This is a genomic window from Pseudomonas berkeleyensis (assembly GCF_014109765.1).
GTDB lineage: Bacteria > Pseudomonadota > Gammaproteobacteria > Pseudomonadales > Pseudomonadaceae > Aquipseudomonas > Aquipseudomonas berkeleyensis.
In genome coordinates this window covers 3,059,535-3,080,878 of sequence record NZ_CP059139.1, presented here as the reverse complement: position 1 = coordinate 3,080,878, position 21,344 = coordinate 3,059,535, and the positions used below count along the sequence as shown (strand labels likewise).

Annotated in this window: 29 protein-coding genes and 1 tRNA gene; 4 read left to right on the top strand and 26 right to left on the bottom strand. The window is 55.7% G+C overall.

Annotation, left to right across the window (positions count from 1 at the left end):
* Positions 1–12 precede the first annotated feature (12 nt).
* The 6 genes from HS968_RS14370 to HS968_RS14345 form a co-directional block, all read right to left on the bottom strand.
* Entirely contained in the window at positions 13–459 is a 447-nt protein-coding gene (locus tag HS968_RS14370; protein WP_106740680.1) for a thioesterase family protein, read from the bottom strand.
* A gap of 46 nt (positions 460–505) precedes the next feature.
* Entirely contained in the window at positions 506–1,195 is a 690-nt protein-coding gene (locus HS968_RS14365) for a polysaccharide lyase family 7 protein (RefSeq protein ID WP_182366650.1), read from the bottom strand.
* A 97-nt stretch (positions 1,196–1,292) separates the two neighbouring features.
* Positions 1,293–2,084, bottom strand: a complete 792-nt coding sequence (locus HS968_RS14360) for an ABC transporter ATP-binding protein (RefSeq protein WP_182366632.1) — start codon at positions 2,082–2,084, stop codon at positions 1,293–1,295.
* 10 nt (positions 2,085–2,094) lie between these two features.
* The gene (ntrB, locus tag HS968_RS14355; protein WP_182366630.1) at positions 2,095–2,946 is read right to left on the bottom strand and encodes a nitrate ABC transporter permease; all 852 of its coding nucleotides are present in this window, start codon (positions 2,944–2,946) and stop codon (positions 2,095–2,097) included.
* Positions 2,947–2,958: 12 nt separating this feature from the next.
* On the bottom strand, positions 2,959–4,242 hold the full coding sequence (locus HS968_RS14350) for a CmpA/NrtA family ABC transporter substrate-binding protein (RefSeq protein ID WP_182366628.1): 1,284 nt from the start codon (positions 4,240–4,242) through the stop codon (positions 2,959–2,961).
* A 339-nt stretch (positions 4,243–4,581) separates the two neighbouring features.
* Positions 4,582–4,896, bottom strand: coding sequence for a transcriptional regulator (locus HS968_RS14345; RefSeq protein ID WP_182366626.1), 315 nt, complete (start codon positions 4,894–4,896; stop codon positions 4,582–4,584).
* A gap of 154 nt (positions 4,897–5,050) precedes the next feature.
* On the opposite strand from HS968_RS14345, the gene HS968_RS14340 reads away from it, so the two are divergent.
* The gene (locus HS968_RS14340; RefSeq protein WP_182366624.1) at positions 5,051–5,443 is read left to right on the top strand and encodes a hypothetical protein; all 393 of its coding nucleotides are present in this window, start codon (positions 5,051–5,053) and stop codon (positions 5,441–5,443) included.
* A gap of 107 nt (positions 5,444–5,550) precedes the next feature.
* Here HS968_RS14340 and HS968_RS14335 read toward each other — a convergent pair whose 3' ends face one another.
* The gene (locus HS968_RS14335; protein WP_182366622.1) at positions 5,551–6,240 is read right to left on the bottom strand and encodes a crotonase/enoyl-CoA hydratase family protein; all 690 of its coding nucleotides are present in this window, start codon (positions 6,238–6,240) and stop codon (positions 5,551–5,553) included.
* A 186-nt stretch (positions 6,241–6,426) separates the two neighbouring features.
* Between HS968_RS14335 and HS968_RS14330 the strand changes: the two genes are divergently transcribed.
* Together HS968_RS14330 and HS968_RS14325 are read left to right on the top strand one after the other, a co-directional pair.
* The gene (locus tag HS968_RS14330) at positions 6,427–6,645 is read left to right on the top strand and encodes a hypothetical protein (RefSeq protein ID WP_182366619.1); all 219 of its coding nucleotides are present in this window, start codon (positions 6,427–6,429) and stop codon (positions 6,643–6,645) included.
* A 90-nt stretch (positions 6,646–6,735) separates the two neighbouring features.
* Positions 6,736–6,825, top strand: a tRNA-Ser gene (locus HS968_RS14325).
* 55 nt (positions 6,826–6,880) lie between these two features.
* Here HS968_RS14325 and HS968_RS14320 read toward each other — a convergent pair.
* The 14 genes from HS968_RS14320 to HS968_RS14260 form a co-directional block, all read right to left on the bottom strand.
* Complete coding sequence (locus HS968_RS14320; protein WP_182366617.1) at positions 6,881–7,888, bottom strand: phage integrase; 1,008 nt, start codon at positions 7,886–7,888, stop codon at positions 6,881–6,883.
* 69 nt (positions 7,889–7,957) lie between these two features.
* Positions 7,958–9,235, bottom strand: a complete 1,278-nt coding sequence (locus HS968_RS14315; RefSeq protein WP_182366615.1) for a hypothetical protein — start codon at positions 9,233–9,235, stop codon at positions 7,958–7,960.
* 129 nt (positions 9,236–9,364) lie between these two features.
* Positions 9,365–10,645 carry a zonular occludens toxin domain-containing protein gene (locus HS968_RS14310; protein ID WP_182366613.1) on the bottom strand — a complete coding sequence of 427 codons (1,281 nt, stop codon included), beginning with the start codon at positions 10,643–10,645 and terminating at the stop codon, positions 9,365–9,367.
* Positions 10,646–10,647: 2 nt separating this feature from the next.
* Entirely contained in the window at positions 10,648–11,004 is a 357-nt protein-coding gene (locus tag HS968_RS14305; protein WP_182366611.1) for a DUF2523 family protein, read from the bottom strand.
* 3 nt (positions 11,005–11,007) lie between these two features.
* The gene (locus HS968_RS14300; protein WP_182366609.1) at positions 11,008–11,973 is read right to left on the bottom strand and encodes a hypothetical protein; all 966 of its coding nucleotides are present in this window, start codon (positions 11,971–11,973) and stop codon (positions 11,008–11,010) included.
* Positions 11,974–12,515: 542 nt separating this feature from the next.
* Positions 12,516–12,785 (bottom strand): major capsid protein, encoded by a 270-nt coding sequence (locus HS968_RS14295; protein ID WP_182366607.1) that lies wholly within the window; start codon positions 12,783–12,785, stop codon positions 12,516–12,518.
* 5 nt (positions 12,786–12,790) lie between these two features.
* Complete coding sequence (locus HS968_RS14290; protein WP_182366605.1) at positions 12,791–13,039, bottom strand: hypothetical protein; 249 nt, start codon at positions 13,037–13,039, stop codon at positions 12,791–12,793.
* A gap of 2 nt (positions 13,040–13,041) precedes the next feature.
* Complete coding sequence (locus tag HS968_RS26530; protein WP_272970047.1) at positions 13,042–13,164, bottom strand: hypothetical protein; 123 nt, start codon at positions 13,162–13,164, stop codon at positions 13,042–13,044.
* A 26-nt stretch (positions 13,165–13,190) separates the two neighbouring features.
* Entirely contained in the window at positions 13,191–13,370 is a 180-nt protein-coding gene (locus HS968_RS14285; RefSeq protein WP_119692683.1) for a hypothetical protein, read from the bottom strand.
* Between the two features lie 15 nt (positions 13,371–13,385).
* Positions 13,386–13,754, bottom strand: coding sequence for a hypothetical protein (locus tag HS968_RS14280; RefSeq protein ID WP_182366603.1), 369 nt, complete (start codon positions 13,752–13,754; stop codon positions 13,386–13,388).
* 253 nt (positions 13,755–14,007) lie between these two features.
* Complete coding sequence (locus HS968_RS14275) at positions 14,008–14,373, bottom strand: hypothetical protein (RefSeq protein ID WP_182366601.1); 366 nt, start codon at positions 14,371–14,373, stop codon at positions 14,008–14,010.
* Between the two features lie 4 nt (positions 14,374–14,377).
* Positions 14,378–14,692, bottom strand: a complete 315-nt coding sequence (pflM, locus tag HS968_RS14270) for a lysogeny maintenance protein PflM (RefSeq protein WP_238338846.1) — start codon at positions 14,690–14,692, stop codon at positions 14,378–14,380.
* A 153-nt stretch (positions 14,693–14,845) separates the two neighbouring features.
* Positions 14,846–14,995, bottom strand: coding sequence for a hypothetical protein (locus HS968_RS14265; protein ID WP_182366597.1), 150 nt, complete (start codon positions 14,993–14,995; stop codon positions 14,846–14,848).
* Positions 14,992–15,207: a hypothetical protein gene (locus tag HS968_RS14260; RefSeq protein WP_013715705.1), complete on the bottom strand. Its 216-nt coding sequence runs from the start codon at positions 15,205–15,207 to the stop codon at positions 14,992–14,994. The genes HS968_RS14265 and HS968_RS14260 overlap by 4 nt, the downstream gene beginning before the upstream one ends.
* A 431-nt stretch (positions 15,208–15,638) precedes the next feature.
* Between HS968_RS14260 and HS968_RS14255 the strand changes: the two genes are divergently transcribed.
* Positions 15,639–18,203 carry a TIR domain-containing protein gene (locus tag HS968_RS14255; RefSeq protein ID WP_182366595.1) on the top strand — a complete coding sequence of 855 codons (2,565 nt, stop codon included), beginning with the start codon at positions 15,639–15,641 and terminating at the stop codon, positions 18,201–18,203.
* Between the two features lie 122 nt (positions 18,204–18,325).
* Here the strand turns inward: HS968_RS14255 and HS968_RS14250 are convergent, their stop codons facing one another.
* From HS968_RS14250 to HS968_RS14230, 5 genes are all read right to left on the bottom strand, one after another.
* A complete protein-coding gene (locus HS968_RS14250; protein ID WP_182366593.1) occupies positions 18,326–18,655 on the bottom strand; it encodes a type II toxin-antitoxin system RelE/ParE family toxin in 330 nt (109 codons plus the stop codon).
* A complete protein-coding gene (locus HS968_RS14245) occupies positions 18,652–18,888 on the bottom strand; it encodes a type II toxin-antitoxin system ParD family antitoxin (RefSeq protein WP_119691472.1) in 237 nt (78 codons plus the stop codon). The genes HS968_RS14250 and HS968_RS14245 overlap by 4 nt, the downstream gene beginning before the upstream one ends.
* 114 nt (positions 18,889–19,002) lie before the next feature.
* Entirely contained in the window at positions 19,003–19,473 is a 471-nt protein-coding gene (locus HS968_RS14240) for a hypothetical protein (protein ID WP_182366591.1), read from the bottom strand.
* A 340-nt stretch (positions 19,474–19,813) separates the two neighbouring features.
* On the bottom strand, positions 19,814–20,374 hold the full coding sequence (locus HS968_RS14235) for a hypothetical protein (protein WP_182366589.1): 561 nt from the start codon (positions 20,372–20,374) through the stop codon (positions 19,814–19,816).
* A gap of 64 nt (positions 20,375–20,438) precedes the next feature.
* On the bottom strand, positions 20,439–20,954 hold the full coding sequence (locus tag HS968_RS14230; protein ID WP_182366587.1) for a DUF2059 domain-containing protein: 516 nt from the start codon (positions 20,952–20,954) through the stop codon (positions 20,439–20,441).
* Between the last annotated feature and the right edge of the window lie 390 nt (positions 20,955–21,344).

Sequence of the window (21,344 nt, the reverse complement as noted above, 5' to 3'; positions counted from 1 at the left end):
CCAACAGGTCGGTTATCCGACCACGCGATTGACCTTGGGGAATTTGGCGCTGAAAGGTTCCGGCATCGGCACCACCTTCGACTGCAGATAGTCGAAGAACACGAAGCCGGATTTGGCCATCGCCACCAGCGCGCCATCAGCCGGACGGGTGATGCGGAAGGTGATGTCGCCGCCGTACCTGTTGAAGTCCATCACACCCACCTCGAACAGCAACTGGTCGCGCGCATGGGCTTCGGCGCGGTAGGTGGTGGCCAGGTCGGTGACGATGATGCCGGTGCCTTTGCCGTCAGTTTCGCGGATGCCGAACTCGAAGAGAAAACGGGCACGCGCCTCGGAAATCATCGAGATCATCGAGTCATTGCCCAGATGGTTGGCGCCGTTGATGTCGGTGACGCGTACGGTCAGGTGGGTACTGTAGTAATACTGGTCTTCGGGGAAGTCGAGGGTCAGGCGCGCCATGATCAGGCCATTGTCGAGGGAAACGGCGATTGTAAGCCGTCACGCCTCAGCGGTGCAGGCTGTTGAGGTGATGGAAGGTGACACGGCCACCTTCGCTGTCCGGCCCGTAATTGTCCTGAATGTAGGCGCCTGCCTTGAAGTACAGGTGCTGGGTCCTCCAGGCGCTGCTCAGTTGACGGTAATAGCTGCCATCGTCGCCATCCGTGCTGGCCACGCTGACGCCGATGCGTCCGCTGGGCGTAACCCGCAGGTCGTAACCGAAGCGCTCGCCAAGCTGGACGTTCTCGGCCAGCAGAATGTTCTGCACTTCGCTGTCGCCTGGGCGAACGCGCAGCAACAGTTCCACCCGGCCAACGCCACGGCGATAGTGATATTGCAACTTGAGCAGTGGATCGTTCTGGCTACCCGGCACGTCGGTGCTGTGGATCTGGCCGATCACCACCTTGTTGCGGCTGGGTACCTGGTCGACCTGTAGCACCGCGCTGAGATAGCTGTCCGAACTCGCATGCAGCCAGTTGCCGAGGCTGCCGTCGCGCTGGGTTTCGCGCAGTTCGCTACGCGGATAGCGGGCATCGGGCGTGGTCGAGCCGGTGACCGGTACCCAGAAGGTCACGCTGCCGTCGGCATTGCGGCGAAAGTAACGGCTCTCGTAGCCGTTGTTCAGGCGCTGGGTGGTGATGGTGGTGGGCGTCGGTTCGGTGGGAATCGACAGGTTCCAGGTGGTGAGGTCGAGCACGGGATTCTCTGCTTGTCGGTTGAGGACATTCGTTCGTCCCTGCGATGAGCCAGAGGTTCAACCGCTCCAGCCCTTGAGCCAGAGCGGTTGCTGGTACTCAGGCGGCAGGCCGCTGCTGACGCTGGTAGAGGAACTCCAGCACAGCGGTACGATAGGCGTGGTACTGCGGGTCGTTGGCCAGAGCCAGTCGATCGCGCGGACGGGGCAGCTCGACGGTGAGGATTTCGCCGACAGTGGCGGCCGGGCCGTTGGTCATCATCACGATGCGATCGGACAGCAATACGGCCTCGTCCACGTCATGGGTGACCATCACCACCGTGCTCTGGGTTTCGCCGACGATGCGTAGCAGCTCGTCCTGCAGATGCGCGCGGGTCAGGGCGTCGAGGGCACCGAACGGCTCGTCCATCAACAGCACCTTGGGCTCCATGGCCAGGGCGCGGGCGATGCCGACGCGCTGCTTCATGCCCCCGGAAATTTCGCTGGGATGCTTGTGCATGGCGTGCGCCAGGCCAACCATGTTCAGCGCCTGTTCGGTCCGGGCCTTGAGCTGCGCCTTGTTCTCGTGTTCGCCGAACACGCGTTCCACTGCCAGGTGCACATTGCCGAAGCAGGTCATCCACGGCAGCAGGCTGTGGTTCTGGAACACCACGGCGCGTTCCGGGCCGGGGCCGTCGATTTCGCGACCGTTGCAGATCAGGCCGCCCTCGTTGGCATCGAGCAGGCCGGCGATCAGGTTGAGCACCGTCGACTTGCCACAGCCGGAGTGGCCGATCAGCGCGACGAACTCGCCGCGGGCGATGCTCAGGTTGACGTTGGACAGCGCCTGGAAGCGGCCTTTCTTGGTATCGAAGTGCTTGCTGACGCCGGTCAGCTCCACGAATTTGTCCATGTTCGTCTCCTTAGCTGGTGTAGTCGAAGCGTTTGGCGATCAGCAGCAGGCCCTGCTCCAGGGCGAGGCCGATCAGGCCGACGACGATGATGGCGATGAGAATGTGCTCGACGTTGAGGTTGTTCCACTCGTCCCACACCCAGAACCCGAGGCCAATGCCCCCGGTGAGCATTTCTGCGGCGACGATCACCAGCCAGGCCACCCCGATGGACAGACGAATGCCGGTCATCAGGTGCGGCAGCACGGCGGGGAAGAGGATGCGCGTCAGCACCTTGAACTCCGACAGCTTGAGCACGCGGGCGACGTTCAGGTAGTCCTGCGGCACGCTGGCCACGCCAGCGGCGGTGTTGAGGATGATCGGCCAGATCGAACTGATGAAAATCACCCAGATCGATGCCGGGCCGGCGGCCTCGAATACCAGCAGGCCAATAGGCAGCCAGGCCAGCGGCGAGACCGGACGTAGCAAGCTGATGATCGGCGCGAGCATGCCGGCGAGGAAGGCGAAGCGGCCGATGGCGAAGCCCAGCGGAATGCCCACCAGCGCCGCCAGACCAAAGCCGACGCCGACCCGGCCAAGCGAGTTGAGGATGTTCCAGCCGATACCCATGTCATTCGGGCCGTTGTCGTAGAACGGATCACTGAACAGCACCAGTGCTGACTGCCAGGTGCTCAGCGGGCCGGGCAGGCCTTCGCTGTAACTGGCCAGCAACGACCAGAAGCCGATAAAGGCGAGAATACCGAGGAGCGGCGCGACGCTGGCCTTGCACAGGTTGCCCAGGGTTTCGAGGCTCGGTAGCAGGGCCGTGGGCGAGAATCGCGGTTTGACGCTTTGCGGCAGAGGCGTTTTCAGGGGCGCATTCATATCGACCTCCGATCAGGCTTTGATGGCAAAGGAATCGGCGTAGGCGGCCGGGTTCGTGCCGTCCCAGACCACACCATCGATCAGTGTGCTGCTGCGTAGCGGGCTGCTCGGCACCGCCAGCTTCAACGCGCTGGCCGCCTCGCTGTAGAGCTCTGTCTGGTTGACCTGCGCCGCCACGGACGCGTAATCCGGCGCATCCTTGAGCAGGCCCCAGCGCTTGAACTGGGTGAGGAACCACATGCCGTCGGAGTGATAGGGGAAGTTGACGCTGCCGTCCTTGCAGAAGGCCATGGCGTGCTCGTCCTTCCAGCTGTTGCCCAGGCCGTCTTCATATTGGGCAAGGAAGCGCGGCTCGATCACCTGCACCGGCGCGTTGACGTAGGCCTTGCCGGAAATCAGCTTGGCGGTGCTCTTGCGGTTTTCCTCGCTGGCCTCGATGAAGCGGCTGGCATCGAGCACCGCCATGATCAGTGCGCGAGCGGCATTCGGATACTGCTCGATGAAGGCGCGGGTGGTGCCCAGTACCTTCTCCGGGTGATCCGGCCAGATCTGCTGGGTGGTGGTCGCGGTAAAACCGATCTTGTCGAAGATCGCCCGTGCGCCCCAGGGCTCGCCGACACAGAAGCCATCCATGTTGCCGACACGCATGTTGGCCACCATTTGCGGTGGCGGCACGACGATGGTCTTCACATCGCTCATCGGATTGATGCCGACGCTGGCCAGCCAGTAATACAGCCACATGGCGTGGGTGCCGGTGGGGAAGGTCTGGGCGAACGTCAGCGGGTTGCCGCCTTTCTTGACGTGCTCGGCCAGTTGCGCGCCATTGGTGACACCCGCTTCGCGCAGTTGCTTGGAAAGGGTGATGGCCTGGCCGTTCTGGTTCAGGCCCATCAATACGGCCATATCCTTCTGCGGGCCGGCCAGACCTAGCTGGGCACCGTACATCATGCCGTAGAGCACATGGGCGGCATCCAGCTCACCGGTATTGAGTTTGTCACGCACACCGGCCCAGGACGCCTCCTTGCTTGGGGTGATGCTCAGACCGTACTTCTCGCCGAAGCCCTGCGTTGCCGCGACTACCACCGAGGCGCAGTCGGTCAGCGGGATAAAACCCACTTTCAGCGCGGCCTTTTCCGGGGCGTCGGAACCAGCTGCCCAGGCAGCGCTACGCAGTGAGGCAGGGGCCGAGAGCCCAAGGGCGGCGATACCACCGAGTGCGCCGGCCATGGCGATGGATTGCTTGAGGAAATTGCGGCGGCTGCTGTCGACGGTCTTTTTCGAATCACGATCGGTCATGGGCTGATCTCTTTTTCGGGCGCATAAAAAACGGCGTACGTCAGATCACCTCGATGGGAGGAAGGTGACCTGACGGACGCCGTTGTCCGTGATCCTCGGCCCGCCGCCGTTGGCGTGCTACACAGGATGCTTGCCGTGATCTAGCAAGTGGCTTGCCAGTTCTGTTTCCTGGATGCGTTTGCTTTAGCCGGCTGGCTCGCAGCGCATTCTCTACAGGCGTTCCTGAGGTGTTTGCCGCCTGCTAGCGGCGGGTTTTTGGCCTGGGCCGGTGCACGTCGTTATGAGCCAATGTCGTGCACGGCTATAGCTTGCTGAGCTTTTTTGGGTCGGTACTCGCTCCTACGAGGCCGGTTGGATATGCGCTTCTTCGACGAAGTCGCGCAACCAGCGCAGCACCTCCACGGCTTCCCAGCGGGCCGGGTCGAACAGCGCGTAAGCGAGCCCCTGATAACCGACCACATCCAGTTGCCGGTGATAGCCCGCACGCTGTAACAGCGCTTCGATCTCGGCAAAGCAGGTATTGAAATGCTGGCGATTGAAGGGCGTGCGACTCTCGGTGACGATGCCTTCGAGCAGCAGCTCATCGACCATCTCGCGCACGCGCTCCAGCGGCATGCGGTTCACTCGGTGTTTCAGCTGCAGTACGTCCAGCATGATGGCGCTCCTGTGCAATCGTTCATTTACCTGCCAACTAGGGTAATCGAAAAATACTGTACAAATAAACAGTATTGAGTGATAGTGGCCTCACTCAGGCGACAACAACCCGTCCACCGTGCAGATGTGGGCGCCTTGCAAGGGGGTATTGGCAATGCAACAGATGCTGATGACGATTGTGCTATTGGCCCTGCTCAGCGGCTGCGCGCAACCGCAGATCGAGCGACCACAGGCCAATGGTGCCTATCTGGTGATCGAGGGGGAGCAGGCCTGGGCCGTACTGGTTTCCGATGGCCAGCGAGTCGAGGAGGCAGGCGTCGTGCTCGATGTGATTCGTCTGCCCAGCCATCACTCGAATATCGCCGCCAGTTACGTGATCGAAACACCCAACTGCGGCAAGCTGCAGTGGCTGACCGAGCGGCACGGCGCCGCAGAGGGAGAAACCACGCTGTTACCGGCGGCGTTCAACGAGCAATTGAGCCGGCCAGGTTGCGTGTTGGCACAAGGCCTGAGCCGAGCCTGGACGGCCCTCGACTATTCCGGCTGACGCACAGGGTTTGCCGTGCGCATCAATACTCACAGCAGTTAAATGTCCGAAAAAAGCGCCGCGACCTCAACGGAAGCGGCGCTTTTCATTTTCCCAGTACCGCGTGCTTACATCAGATGCTGTTTGTCGATCTCAATCGCGGCATCGAGGGTTTCCAGCAATGCCTTGCGCACCTTCAACTTGGTGTTCTTGTGCGCGGCCATGTTGATCTTCTTCATCTGTTGCGCCGCGGCCTGTGCGGTGGGCAGCAACTGTTCGGCCGGCACTACCTTGTCCAGAAAACCTGCATCAACCGCGCCTACCGGGTCGAACATCTCGCCATTGATCACCGAACGGTGGAACGCTGACTTGCGGAGGCGATCACGGGCCAGTTCGATGCCGACATGGTGCATGGTCATGCCGATCTGCACTTCGTTCAGACCGATGCTGAACGGGCCTTCGACTCCGATGCGGTAGTCGGACGACAGCAGGATGAACGCCCCCTTGGCCACGGCATGGCCAGGGCAGGCCACGATGATCGGGTAGGGGTGGGAGAGCATGCGCCGCGCCAGAGTCGAGCCGGCAGCCACCAGGTTGATCGCGTTCTGCGGGCCGGAGGTCATCACTTTCAGGTCATAGCCACCGGAGAGAATGCCCGGCTGTCCGGTGATGATGACGATGGCGCGATCCTGTTCCGCACGATCGAGCGCGGCATTGAATGCGGCGATCACGTCGGGCGAGATGGCGTTGACCTTGCCATTGCTCAGGGTGAGGGTGGCGATGCCGTCTTCGAGTTGGTAGCTGATCAGGTCGCTCATGGCAGTTTTCCTTGTTAGAGCCGTGGGGCCGAATGTGGGCAGAAGGTACTCAGCCCAATCGCTCTGGTAAAGCGCCGCGACTGACCGGTGAGTCAGTGTTTTTGCCTATCGCGGCCATACCGGATGGCAATTGGCCGAGTGCAAAACCTGGGCTTTAAGGTGAGCAGCGTACCGAAGGAGCTGCTCATGAATATCTTCTATTCCATCCTTTATATGGCTGCGGTGATTGGCCTGCTGCTGGTGTCGGTTCTGCTCAGCGAAATCCTTGCCCTGCGTAGCCCATCCGGTGTGCTGCTGCTATTCGGCATAGGCTTGTTCACGTCCCTGGGGTTTCTGCTATTCGGCCATATCCGCTTCGACGAGCAGCCCTCCGAGAAGCCCGACGAAAACCCGCTGCGCTCTTAAGCGCATGAATCCTTTAAAAAAAATTTGCCATCGAGAAAACATTCGACTACATTAGCGCACCTCGACGGGCTGCACAGCCAATCGAGATCCGGTGAAGTGTCCGAGCGGTTGAAGGAGCACGCCTGGAAAGTGTGTATACGGGAAACCGTATCAAGAGTTCGAATCTCTTCTTCACCGCCACTTTCGCAATACCTAAAGCCCTGAAAGCTAACAAGTTTTCGGGGCTTTTTGCTTTTCAGCTTTCGGCAGGTGTCGAAGAAGTGTCGAAAAGCGGATTCAAGGTCAAAGCATCCTGCAAATGATCGGGAGACAGGTGCGCATAGCGCATGGTCATCGCCAACGACGTATGACCCAGGATTTTCTGTAGCGTCAGGATGTTCCCGCCCCGCATGACGAAGTGACTGGCGAAGGTGTGCCGCAACACATGAGTGGCCTGGCCGGCCGGGAGCTTGATCGAGGTCTTCTCCAGGACCCTGCTAAAGGTCAGTATGCAGTTGGTGAACAGGCCGTGTCGCTTGAAGTAGATATGCAGAGCCTTTTCCAGTTCGCCAGCAATCGGTATCGACCGGGTTCGCTTCGACTTGGTGTTGGCGAAGGTCACCATGCCGTTACGCACTCGCTCAGGTGTCAGCGCTTGGGCTTCTCCCCATCTGGCACCCGTACTCAGACAGACGCGAGCGATCAGGCCGATGCCTGGGCTAGTCGTGCGTCCGTCCAGGGCCTCGAGCAGTTCCGCTATCTGGCAGGTCGACAAGAAGGAGATAGGGCGTTCCTGAAGGCGTAGCGGACGTACCTTGGCCAGCGGGTTGGGGTAGTCGATATCGCCCAGGCGGTGCAGCTCGTTGAACAGTGCTTTCAGGTAGCCCAGCCGGTTATTCATGGTCTTGCCTTGAATACCAGCCTTGAGCAGCTCGCTTCGCGTTTCGCAGAAGGCGTTGCCGGTAAGCTTGATCGCGATAGGGTCGCCTAGATCCTTTGCCAGGTTCTGCAGGGTGCGGAGTATGGCGGCACCGTCAGCCAGGGCGTGACCATGCAGTTCGTAGTAACGGGTGCAGAGTTCAGAGAGGCGGCGACGGTCTTTCGGCTTGGGCGTCCAGGCAGGGAATTCGATGCAGTTGGCCCGGCAGGTTGCCTCAAAGCGCTGGGCTTCACCCTTGGTCTTGAACGTCTTGCGGAAGCGCCGGCCCTTGATGGGCTCAACGTCGACCTTCCAACGACCATCGCTCAGTTGCTCAATTGCCATGATGTCGGCCCCGGCCAAGAGCGTGAACGTCAGCGTGTTTGTCTTGTTTGTGTATTTGGCAAACAAACATCAGACAGCACGCCCCCAGCGGATATGGCGTTCCTCTAGGATGCCTTTGATGTGCTTGTACAGCCCGTCTTCATCCATGCCCTTGGCGGCATAGTGGTCGCGGATCACCGGCCAGCACTCCCAATCCTTGAGCCGATAAAAAGCCTTTCTAGCGCCCACTCGCTCCCGTGCCAGCAGGCTGACGAAGTTTCCCAGAAACAATTCCACGTTCTTGCCGGAGAAGCCCCGTGAGGTCTTGTATTGGCGCTTGTACTCGGTTTCGTCCACCAGGGAATCGACCGGTAGATCGACGCGCACGTCGTCGCGGATCAGCGTCCAGATGGGTTCGAAGTAGCCAGGGCGAGCCAGCAACTTGAATTGGCGCAGGCCATAGCGCCACAGGCCGTCGAGGTGAGGTGCAAAGGCCGCGTAGCTGTTCGTTTCGATGGCCGCACCGGTGTGCAGATCGACAGAGCCCGAGGCGAATTGCTGGATGATCGAGTGGTGGTAACGCAGTTCGACGCGCCACACGTCCTGTTCCGGGTTGTAGTTGTCCGGGTCGGTTTCGTCGAAGCTGTCACGACGCTTCCAGATGCCCTCCCAGTAGTCGAGCTTATCGATGGCGCGGGCCTGTTCGGTCTTGTTGTAGATACCTAGCTGGACGCCACCAGCAGAGCCGAACAGGTAGGACTGGCCTTTGCCGTAAGTGGCGGACTCCAGCGTCCACTGGATTTCCTTGATGCCGGAAATATCACGGGCAGCACGTGCGCGGCAGTGCATGCGGGCGACCAGATCAGCGGGCGGTTGCCAGCCTTGGAGGTCTAGCGCGAGGTGGACAGCGCATTGGTTGCGCTCGACGTTGGTCAGGACGTGGCTGGCGTAGTAGTCGAGGCGCTCTTGCAGACGCTCAGGCGAGAAGGTGTCGATGGCATGGGGCGACACTTCGATTTTGAGGTGTGGCCCGATATTCTCCAGCTTGGCGTTGAAATTCTTCACCAGCAGGATGATGCCCAGGTCAGCGTTCTGCAGCTTGTATTGGTAACCAGAATCCTTGCTGACACGCCCGGAGTGCCAACGCTGGCCAGCGAAGTCAACGATGGTGCCGGGCTTCTCGAACAGGCACATGATTTCCGGGCGGATCAGGCCACGATACAACTGGCGGACGGTATCGACGCTACAGGCCAGGATTCGGACGTTGGATAGGTCAGTTATCCGAGCGGTCATGCTGTCGAAGAACAGCCTACCGGTTGGAGTTTTCTTGAACTCACGATCTACGCGGAGTAGGTCTTTAACTGCCATTTTCTAATGCTCCAAATAGTGCCGAATCGACACGTTTAACCTTGGTTTATCTGACGTGCTACAGGGACGTCAGCGGGCGCTGTGCGCTCGCGCCTGCGTTCTGAACTGAACCACTTCGGCGCTCGCGCATCAGCGCCACGGCCTGCTGGCATATTCGTTATCCGGAACCACCGTGACGCGGACTGGGGATGAAGCTTGGGCGGGTTGGGAAGGCACGGAAACGCTACTGGTGCCGGGTGTTTGAGCGGATGACGCGACTTCTCTTGGCTTCACACCCGGGCAGATGGCCGTTCCTTTGAATCCCATCGGGTGCTGGATATCCACGAAGCATTCACTGCGCACGTGGATCAGGTAGCCGAGCTTGTGGAGGTCGGCAAAGCTTTGCCTCAGAACGGAGCCGTTTGCGTCGACGACCTCCAGTTGGCCAACCTGCACGGGCTTGCCGTTGCGTTCGGCGAAGAGCACACCGCGCAGGACGAATGTTCGCCCCGCGAGCGGGTGATTCAGGTCAGGAGCAGGAACAGCACTTTGCTGGTCAGCCACATTAGGAATACGAAGAGCAGCAAGCGGAGAGTCAGAAACCGCAGCAGGCGTAGCGCTAGACGGAGGGGTGTCCGCAGGCGGGCCAGGATTGGCTTTGTCAGCTGTAGCAGGGCCGAAATCGATGCCGCCGAGAGATAGTAGAGCGACAACAAGAATGGCCATAAATACCAGTAGAGCAAGTAGCTTAGGCGACTTGAGAAGACTTTTGCCGGCCTTGGTGTCCTGGGTTTTTCCGGTGGCGGTGGACTGGTAGAGGCGGAAGGTATCGGGCTTGATACGCTTGTATTCGATGACCGTTCCTTCCATGGGGGGACGGTTGACTTGAGCGTCATGCTGGGCCTCCTTGTAACGGCCACTAATGCCGATCACGGCAAGGTTGGAATGCCTGTAAGCCATCTCACAGGTCATGCGGATGTCGTCGCGTATGTAGGCGATATTCGGAGTGGTGAGGACGATGTCCCAGTTCCAATGCCGGTGGCGTGTCCAGCCGTCGAGCCAGCTCATCGGGCGGTCAGCTTTCGCCGCCGCCTCGGGGCCGCCCGGAAAATCGAAGCGTTCCAGATCGCGTTCGCGCCAGGCCTTGGGGAAGACCAGTTGGGTTTCATCAAAGATGATGAACGCGCCGCGCGGCGCCCACTGGAACCAGGTGCGCATGCGCTCCATATCATCGAGCGATTCAAGGTCGAGGTTGATGATGTCGACCGTTTCCGGAATATCCGGCATGACCTGCAGCACGCGTTCCAGGGTGAAGCCGCGGACGTTGGTGATGATCAGCCGGCCTTCCTTGAGAGCCGGCACCGCGTCGTCCTGTATCGCGCCGGATGTTTTATAGGAGCCGTTGGGGCCGTGGTGAATCTTGATCGACATGCTTAGCGCCCCAGGAACGGTACGAACTTGAGGACGAAGCGGGTCGAGAGCGCGGAAAAGATGATGTTCAGCGCCTGGGGGATACCGAAGAAGGAGAGTGCAGACGCCACTTCGGCAGGCAGACCAGCCCAGCGCTGACGAACAGCCTCCGCCACACCGATATCCGACATGATGCCTTGCGCGGCCTCATAAGCGACTTCCAGCGCCATGACCTGTAGCGAGACCCAGGAATAAATAGCCGCCTTGGTCAGCAGGACGAGGAAGTCTTTAATCAGCTCATAGATGCCTGTGGTTAAAAAATCCCACACCCACTGTATGAAGGTAAAGAAGTTATCAATAACACCCGCAATCCATTCCATCATTCACCTCAGAATAATTAATGCAGCCAGCGCGGCGGCAGCCAAAAGAAGGGCGTAACGTATGTAACCCAGCGGTTCGCTGAAGTTGTCCAGGCACATATCGAGGGTGGTTTTAGTTGCGCCAAACGAAATCGGAACTTGTTTGCAAGGCAACGAGCCCGAGGACGAACCTAAGTTAAGGTCGAAGACGCCGGAGAACAGATCGCTGTACTGAGCAATCTTTTCATCCAGTTCGCCGCGAGCCGTTTCAATCTTTTCGTCCCACTCAGAGAAGGCATCTTGCAAGGAAGATTGTTCGCCTTTGGCAAGCGCTGTTGAAGGGCCGGGAATGCCGTCATCCTCTTCATCATCGCCCTTGTCTTCACCTTCACCAGACTTGTCGCCAGACCCCTTGCAGTCGTCCCCCTTGCAGTTGTTCGTTTCACCTCCTGGCGTTCCATCACCGTTGGTGACGCTGGTGTGGGTAGTGGTGGTGGTTTTGGTGGTACAGGCGTTGGTGCCGACGCAGTTCTTGATCGTAGTGGTCGCGGTGGTAGTGGTCTTGGTACCGCCGTTGGCCGTGGGCTCGACGGTCTTTTGTGTCTGGGTGTGGGTTTGAGTGGCTTTAGGGCCTTTGCTCTGAACACAGGTGAGCATGGCGCCGGTACCAAAATCCGTGGAGCCAAGAGCACCACCAGCCTGGAGGCAAGCGCGTTGATCCTTGAAAATGTCGGTGTCTTCACAAGAGCTGACCTGGCGACCTTCGGCGTCCGTAACGGTTGCCGTGCAGCTGTTGCTTGAGCTGGATTCGGTCGGTTGAGGCGCGGGGGTGTCGGAGGGGGAACCGCTGGGATCAAAACAGGATTGGCCGGAGTAGACGCCGTAGTTCCTGAACAGAACATCCTCGTTCACATCGGTCTTATAGGCTTGGCGTTTGTTACTACTGGCGTAAATAGAGTTTGTCATGACCGCTTCGCATTTGTTGGTCATGCAAGCAGAAAAGACAACCTCAGAAGAGTCCCACTCGACTTCTTGGCCCTCTAACTCACCACAGGGATCTAGTGATCGGCACTGACTAGAACCATCAGTAACTGATGCATCAAAAAACGTACCCGGGGGGCACGAGTCACCAAAAAGACCTATAAAGGTAGCTGCAGTTGTGAATCTATCGGGATTCCATGAGCAACGATAAAGAGGCCTACCTAAAGAATCGGAACCCTGAATAGTTAATACGTAGGCCTTGCCATCATTCGCAGAAGACCAATAGTCAGAACACGCAGATTGCGGAGAGTCGTATCTCTTGTCTATATCGATTGAAACAGAACCACTATTAGTGCCAGAGTGATATTTCCAATAATAACTCTCAGCACTTAAAGAGGAAGATATAAGTGACAAAATTAAAAATAAGCAGCGCATAAACAAATAAGGGGCCTTTCGGCCCCTCACCTCAGTCAGAAAAACTCGCCAGTTCGGAAGCCGGTTATGAACGCCCCGGCTACGAACGCGCCGAGCATCACTGACCAGAGCACGGGTTAGGCCTTGCGCAGCATGCCGAACACGACACCGGCGCAGGCCAGCACAGCCAGAGCCAGGGCGACGTAGCCCGCGACCTGACCCGCGCTGGTACCGCCAGCAGTGATCTGCGCTTCGATGCCACTGATGTCGATGGGGATGGCAGCGGCCATGGCCTGGCCAGCGGAAGCCATGGCGACACCAGCACCGATAGCGGCGTTGCGGGCATAGCGACGGGCGCGACCGAAGGACGAAGCGCCGTTTTGCAGTTGGGTTTTCAGTTGTTGCATGGGTGTTACCTCATACGTCGAAGGATGGATGCGACCATTCCACCGGAAAGGCCGATTGCGAAAACCAGCAGCGTGCCGCCGAAACCGACGGCGAACGCCTCTGGCGAAAATCCCCCTGAGACCAGAATGTCCACATAGCCAGCGGCCTCGGGAGGGATCAGGTAGGCCTGATGCCATTCAAGGGCTGTGCAGCGAACGGACGAATCGGGATCCGTCGTCCATGCCGAGCAGCCTTGAACCCACACCAGAGCCATATTCAGTACCTCGCCAGAACGCTATCGATGGGCGCCCAGTTCACGCCCTCAGCGAAGCCATCGGCGGAGCCGAGGACGTAGCCGCTCGCGAAGGCGAGTGCGGCGAGGAAGAACAGGCGACTCATGATTCAGCGCTCAAGCAGTTGCCCGACTACTCAGCCAGGCTGGGGTCGCGGATGACCTCAGCCATGTCCAGGCAGTCGGGGCATAGGGTTTGGTGGGGCGCCTGGTTCAGATCGGGCAGCAGGTCGGGCTGTGGGGCAGGCTGGCTGTAGAGCTGGCCCATGGCTTGCCCGCAGCAGTCACACAGCACGCGATCAACGATCAGCACGGCGGCGCCCTCCGGTTAGGCCTTGGCCGCGTCCGGCTGGGTGCCGGTCGGCTTGGCTTGTTGTTGGGTGCCTTGCGGGGCGGCAGGCTTGCCGGCCTGAGCAGGCTTGGCCGACTCGACGTGCAGGACGATGAACTTGCCCGCGTTCTTGGAGCCCCGGTCGATTTCCACGGTGACGCGGACGGTCTCCAGCACATCGAGGCCTTTGCAGGACGCCCATACTTCGTCCAGGGAGCCTTCTGCCACCTGCATCGAGAGCAGGGAGACGCCCAGGTCTTTTTCGCCGTCCGGTTCGTCGCCCAGGTACAGCTTCACCAGATCCACGTTGTCGAACTTCACGCGCTCAGCGCTGATGAATGCCAGTTCCATAGTGGTGCGTGCCATGTGTGTTTCCTCGCTTGGTTGCGCGTTAGTGCGCGGGTTTGCCTTTCAGCAGGCCGAGCGAGTCCACACGGGCAAACTTCGCGTTTTTGCCCTGGTGGTTTTCTCGACTTGCCGAGGTTTTCAGTTAGCGCCGCTGGTGCAGCGGGTTAGTTGTTCAACACCAAGGGCTTTGCCCTTGTCATCCCACTCTTGCCGCCGAGGGCTCGGGAGCGCGGGGCGGTGGAGCTGCCCCACACTCACGAGCGGAGGCTATTTAAGGTGGTGGGTGTTCAAGGGTGCGCTCCGCCCGTGCCTCCGTTTGACCGAACGGTGGAGCGTGTTCGGACAAGCCGGGGGCGCGGCCCTTGACCTGTTCAGCATCGGCGGTGTTGGCCGGATCGCTGGGGCGGGGCTTGAGGCTGGAGTCGAGCCACTCGGCAGCATCCAGCAGCCCAAGGCTTTTGGTCATGACCAAATAGATGAACCCGGCCATAGCAACCACGGCCGCGACAATGGCGCGAGTGGTGTCCGAGGCGAGCAGGTTGATTGCACCGCTGACCAACGGGAACACGGCCCAGAAGATCAGGAAGTACAGCGCCCAGCCACAGACCAGCTTGAGCGGAGCAGTAAAGCGGCTCATGCGATCACCCCACCAGTTCGAACGGTTCGCGCAGCGGCACGAAGGGCGTGGGTTTGCCGGTGTCGCTCACAACGCTCCAGTACTTCTCCGGTCGGCCGCCTGGCTTGTGCTTCTCGCAGGTAAAGGCCGGCGAGAGGAAGGTTGCCCGCCCATTTTCCAGCGACCAGCGAGCGGGGCGGCAGTCGGTGCATTGTGTGTATGGGTAGGTACCCCAGTGAGACGACCGACGGGGCGAGACCCAGTTGCGTTTCACGTAGCACACAGAGCAGTCGCAGTTGTCGGCATGCGGTTGGCGGTGATACCGGGCGAGACTCTTCATTGGCCGACACCTCTGGCTTTACCTGGGTGAAGCTGGCTTGAAGGCGGGTGACGATTTCGGCGTTCAGGGAGCGGTTGGCCTGTTCGGCGGCTTGCTCTACTTGGGCGCGGAGGGCTGGCGGCATGCGCAGCTTGAATTGCGGGTCGGTGCGGCTCATTGGTTCACCCCCGGAAACAGCACCATGCGGGTTTTGCCGAGCTTCACGCTGTCGACGGCGCCGGTTCTGATCCAGTACGCGACCTGCTCGACGGGAACACCGGCCAGGGCGGCGAAGGCGGCTTGCGTATAGAAGGGAGGATTCATGCCGTCCACTCCTGTTCCAGCAGCCAAGTGCGGAGCAGGGCGCTGTTGACCATGCGGCGCTTGCCTAGCTTTACGGTGGGGAGAACGCCTTTCATTGCCCAGGCACGCGCGGTGCCGTAGGTCAGGCCGTTACGGTCGGCCCAGGACTCGACGGTTTCCACGTCCTGTTGCGGGCCTATCAGCTTCGAAGGTTCCAGCTCTTCCAGTTCCATGCTCGTTCCGTCACTATTCGTGTCATTAGCCATAAGAGGCTATTGGAGTAAATATTTCTCTGGGGGAATTATTAACCCGTCCGCCAGGTAGAGCAACAATTTCTCTGGAAAAGATTTCTATATGGAAAAGGCTGCTGATAGGGCTCGCCTATTGATTAAGAGGCTGGGCCCCAAAAAGGCCAGCACTTATGGCGGTGACTACGAGCGCTGGAAAAGTGTGAGCAAAGGGGCAGTAAGAGTAAGCACGGAAGAAATAGACGTACTGGTTGAGGTTTACCCCCAATATGCCCTTTGGCTAGCTAGCGGGAAGATTGCACCCGATGTAGGTCAAGTAAGCCCGGAGTACGACGAGGCGTGCAAAGGGTAGTCAATGAAAGATAAAAGCCGTAATAAGAACTGCTAAAAAATCAATAAATACTAAAGGGAATTGTATGGCACCGTTGAAAGCCTTCATTAGCTACAGTCATGCAGATGAGAAGCATAAGAATGACCTGGCTAAGTTTCTTGTTATGCTAAAAAGAAATGGTGTTCTTGAAAGCTGGGATGATAGGCAGTTGCTTGCAGGCGATAAGCTTGATGTTGAGATTGAGCGAAAGTTATTGGAGGCTGACTTAATAATACTATTGGTCTCTCAAGACTTTATCTCGTCATATTATTGCTATGAAATAGAACTCCAAAAGGCTTTTGAAAAGGCAAATAATGATAGTGGTCGAATCGTTGCGATAATTGTTGATCACTGTACATGGGCGGAAACGCCAATGAAGGATTTCGTACTGCTGCCCCAAGATGCTAAACCTGTTGTGGGGTTTAATAACCCGAATGAAGCCTGGCTTGCGGTTTCTAAAGCAATTGGAGAGGTGTGCAAAGATGTCAAAAAAAAAGATCTAACCCCGGCTGATGAAGGAGTCTTAGAGCCGGGAGGAATTACAAGTGCTTTTAAAGAATACCTAAACTTAAATGAAATTATATTGCAGCACCGCTCCAAAGATGAGGTTGGGTTAGACGACATTTATGTTGCGCCTGACTTGAAATTGATTGATGTGGATCCCGATAAGTTTGATTTAATAATTACAAGTGCCAAGATAACGAACCCTTTTTTGTGTCCGAGGCGAGTTGTAATAGCTGGTGACGAGCAATCAGGGAAAACCGCTTTGGCGAAAGAGATTTTTAAAAGACATAGCGAGGCTGGACGAACACCTGTTTGGATTAAGGGTGATGAAATAAAGACGGCAAATGTGGGTGAAATAATTGAGGCGGCAGCGTTTCAGCAATACGGCGTAAATAATGTTAATGTACAAACTTATATAGTTGAGTCTATTGAGCATAGCAAGCTAAATGCAAAATTCTTGATAGCGCTGATAAAATCAATTTGTGGGCTCGATGGTCAGGTAATATTTATCTCTGGTAATGGACTTAGATTTAATGAGTCTACTTGGAAAGAATTTTCTGACTTTGATAAATATGAAATTCTTCCATTTGGTCATGTGCTTCGCGGTGAGTTGATTAACAAGTGGAACTCGCTTGGGCAAGAGGAAACTATTGATCTTTCTGAGTTGCATGCCGCCAATGACCGCGTAACACACCATATAGATGCCATGCTTAGAAAGAACATTGTTCCGCCGAAGCCTGTATTTATATTGATGATACTCCAAACCTTGGAGTCCAACTCGCCTAGCGACTTCTCATTAACCGCTTATGGCCATTGCTACAATGCGCTTATTCAACAGCAATTGCGGAAGTCTAGTATTAAGAGTGATCAGGTAGATAAGTATATAAACTATCTTACAGAGTTGGCTTATTATATATTTAGTCTTGATGCCTCAAAGATAGAGGATGATGAGCTGTCATCCTTTAAGCGTGAATATTCAAGTCGGTACTTAATAGATTCGCATGAGCGAGTGATATCTGAGCTTTGCAAAATAGGCTTGCTTAGAAGTGATGTTTCAGGCTTGTATTTTTCGTATAAATATATATTTTATTTTTATGCAGCTAAATACATTGCGGAAAATTATGCTGAACAAGGCTCTGACAGGGTAAGGATGCTATGCGAGAAGATGCATAGCGAAAGGCATGCCAATGTATTGATATTCGTAACGTATCACACAAAGGATCAACGGGTTCTTGATCATATTTTGAGCTTCGCGGAGGGTATATTCTCTGCTGAAAAAGCAGCAACGCTAGAAGCTGCCGATACAGAGCATTTTGAGGATGTTCTAAAGAGTATTCCTGAGCTGGCAATGGAAATCAGGAGTGCTGAGGATGTTGAAAGTCAGAGAAAGTTAAGCCTTGATCAAAAGGATAAGCTTGTAAGTCAGCTGGATAGCGGTGCTGATGATGACGACGATGAATTAATTGAAACACACACCTTTGCGGATATAAATAAGTCTGCAAAAGCAGTTGAAATTATCGGGCAGATATTGCGTAACAGGCATGCATCATTAAAGATAGATCAGCTTACGTCTTTGTCTCAGGCCTCTTTTCTAACTGGGCTTAGATTTTTGTCTTTCTATTTTAAGATTACGAGGTCGCTGAAGTCTGAAATTGTTGATGAAATATCGCGAATTATTCAGCAGCAGTCGTCAATGACCGATGGAGAGGTTACTGATCAAGCGAGAAAGTTATTCTTTCATTTTTGCTATGCAATGTCATTTTCTGTCATCAAGAAGATATCTTTCTCGGTGGGGAATGATCAGTTGATCCAGATTTTCAAAAACATTGCTGACGAAATTGATACTCCTGCTGTGCATCTTATTAGCATGTCTATACAGTTGGAATTTACAAAGAAAATTAACAGGGATTATATACTTGAAGTCAAGAGAAAGATGGATAGAGGTTCAATCTCTTACAGGTTGATGCAAGAGGTTATATTGCAGCATTTGTATTTGCACAATATTGATTACAGCGATCGGCAGTGGCTTTCAGCAAAGTTGGATATACCGATGAAGAATCAGCGGGTGGTGCAGAATAAAAAACAGGCAAAGATTCTTTCTTCTTAATACATTGTGTAAATGAGGAAGGTGGATCTATTTGGGGGGATAAATCCACTATTCCTTAGTTGGAGGGGCGAAATACTTGGATAGAGCTGTTACAGGACAAAGGCGTAAAGCTGCAATCAACTCTAGCCCGTTACTGGGGAGCTCAACCATGCGGGAAGGTCGGTCATGGTGTGCAGCACCCGCCAAACATCAATATGGCTATCTTGCTCAACATAGAACACTAGGTAGGGATAACGCTGAAGCGGCCAGGAGCGTAGACCGGGCAGATCCAGTTCATGGGCATAGCGAGCAGAGCCGGAAGTAGGGTGACGGCTGATCTGCTTATAAGCACGCTCCAGGGCGTCAATAAAACCTAGTGCGGCTTTCTCGGCCTGCTCTTCGATGTAGTAGGCAATGGCGTTGTCTACGTCTCGGCTTGCTAGCTCACGCGGGATTACGGGCTTTTGCTTCATCCTTGAGCGTTCCGCACGCGAGCACGGAGCGATTCGAAGTAGTCAGCATCGGCAGGGGCGGCGGGGGCGGATGCAGCACCGGCAAGTAGAAGGCCACGCAGATGTTGGCGGTCTTGATCTTTACGAATCAGCTCACGCACGTATTCGCTGCTGGTGCCGTAACCACGCTGGCTCACTTGCTCATCAACAAAGCTCTTGAGAGCGTCCGGCAGGGAGATGTTCATGGTGCTCATTGGACGTTCCTCTTGCCAAATTTTGCCAAATCTACACCGGTTACACCTCAGGGTGAAGCGGTAGCCGCCAAGTGGCCGGATTCTGCAAGCAGGGGCAGAGCTTCTCAGCTATGGTTAAGCGCCCCATGAGAAGGCAGGGCCGCAATACAGCACGGTATTGCATGACAGGAACATGCTGAGGAGATAGCCGCCCAACGCTCCCGTGCAGCCCAAGGCAAAGCCATTCTCAAAGGTTTGGCTGAGCTTGACCTTGGAGTAAATCAGAATAGCAATTAGGCCGATCACGGCCCCCATCAGCCCCAGCAGGTAGTCCACTCCAGCGCCATGCAGGCTGACAAGTGACATGTTGATTGCCCTGATGATTACAGTGGCAGCAAACGATACGGCAATCCCTGTAAGAAACCCTTGGAGTGGTTTGAGTACTAGGCTTAGCAGGAGGCACGTCAACGCAGAAAAATAACTGTATGACGAGACCCAGGATGGAAGAGAGGCGCTGCTGTTAAGTAGAAAGGCTGCTGTTGTCAGGTGAGTAATGCCCAGCGCGACGGGAAAGTCGTATTGCTTAAGTAATCGTCCATTGATCAATTATGGTCTTCCTTGTGATTAGCCAAAGTGATGGCCTATGTACGGGGCGAGAGCATCGTTGATGCTGAAAGCTACTATTCCAATAATGATTGCGAGCATCAAGCCGATCAAGGTCATAAGCTTGCTACCGCCAAATTTTCGTTTCCACCACCAGCGTAAATAGAACAGTGAAATGCATAGCGATGGAATTGTTACTAGTGCTATGGCAAGCCCAGTAAGACTATTAGGTCGAGTGCGCTCTACGGATACAACGACCAAAAGAGTTGCGATCAGAAATTTGCGTCGGCGTTCTGGCCATGGGTTGTTAAGCGGAATGGGGCGCATGCTATCTGGCACTTGTTCAATGAATTGTCTTGTCTAGTTTCTTGGCTTTCGAAACTAGAATGAGGCTGAATACTAGAAATGCAATCGGTGTAATCAGTAAGGCGGCGAGCTTAATTAGTAAGGGCTTTACGGTGGTCGCTGCTGATGGACTAAGCCAGTATTCTAAATTTAATACGCTGGTCTGAGATATTTGGTTCAGAATCCCAATAACGCCAGTTACTGCTAATATCTGATAGGTCAGTTGTGATATGCCGTAGGCATAAAGGAATAAATTGACCCTAGGGAGCGCATGGTGATTACGTGCCAGGAATAGGATTAGAGCTAATGCTGCCATGCTGGATGCAAGTCTAAAGTACGCCGCTTCCTGAGGAATGATGACAAGGTAGACATGATGAAAGAAGGAGACGCTGCCGGCTCTGGTTAGGCTTCCTTTCTGCGTTGCAAGTAAGTGCTGTATGTCACCCACTAGCAGATAAGTGGTAGCAGCCGCCAGGACTACCAATAAGATGTTCAGCGTGAGGGTAGCTGACTTTGGCTGAGGGGCGATAGCTGCGGGTGGTTTGAACGGATCACTCACAAAGCTTGACTCTAGAAGTTCTAATTCTGGTGTCGATAGGCGCTGACATCCTTGTCGGCACAGGTTATTTGGCGCAGTTGCACTCTGCAGTAATGAGTTGCAGGTCTTGCATGTACTGGTTTGTTGCCTTTTCGAGAATTGGCTGATTCAACTGCTGAAAGTGCAGTGTGAATTTTTCCAGCGCTGCGCGGGAGACCTGAATTTCCTTTTGAGCCAAAGGTGAAGAGTAGAAAGCGATAAGTTGGTCAAGCTCAGCATCTGTGAAGCCAGGCCCATAGAACTTTGCCCATACATCGACCATGTCGTCGGCTGTCCACGGCGTTACGGCGCTATCAATGAACTTGTCGCTAGCGGCATCGAACCGCTTCTTGAACTCTTCATTGGGTGCTAGCTTGGCGGTCATCTGTCCCATGACCTGCTGAGCTACTTGCTTGTTGTATTCCTTGCCTCGTTGAATTTGCTCTGCCCAGGTGTCTACCAGACCTTGAGCACGCAGTAACTCTTCAATTTTCTGCGTTTTGGTATCTGCAAAAGCTTGAGAGGCGACGGCAATGGAGAGAGCGGCAACGAGATAGCGCATTTATGACCTTCCTTAGTGAGCAACAGATTCGTTTGCGTGCGCTGGATGGTAGTCTCTAGCCATGAGAGGAGCCAATGGCAAAGCGAGAGGTGTGTCGAAAAAGTGTCGAAATCATAGGGCCGAATAGCAACGAATCGAGCAGGCGAGGTGAGCGGAAAGCCCGTATTGAGCGGGTTTGGCACGGATTGAGACGCTACCGGAACGGGTTCGAATCTCTTCTTCACCGCCACTTTCGCAATACCTAAGGCCCAGAAAACTAACAAGTTTTCTGGGCCTTTTGCTTTCTGGCTTTTCTTTTCTAATTTCTCATAAGCCTGCCTGGCTACAGGCTTGTCTTTCCATATGTCTGCCTGTCGTTCCTTCGTTCCCTGGATCGGCCATTGGCAATAT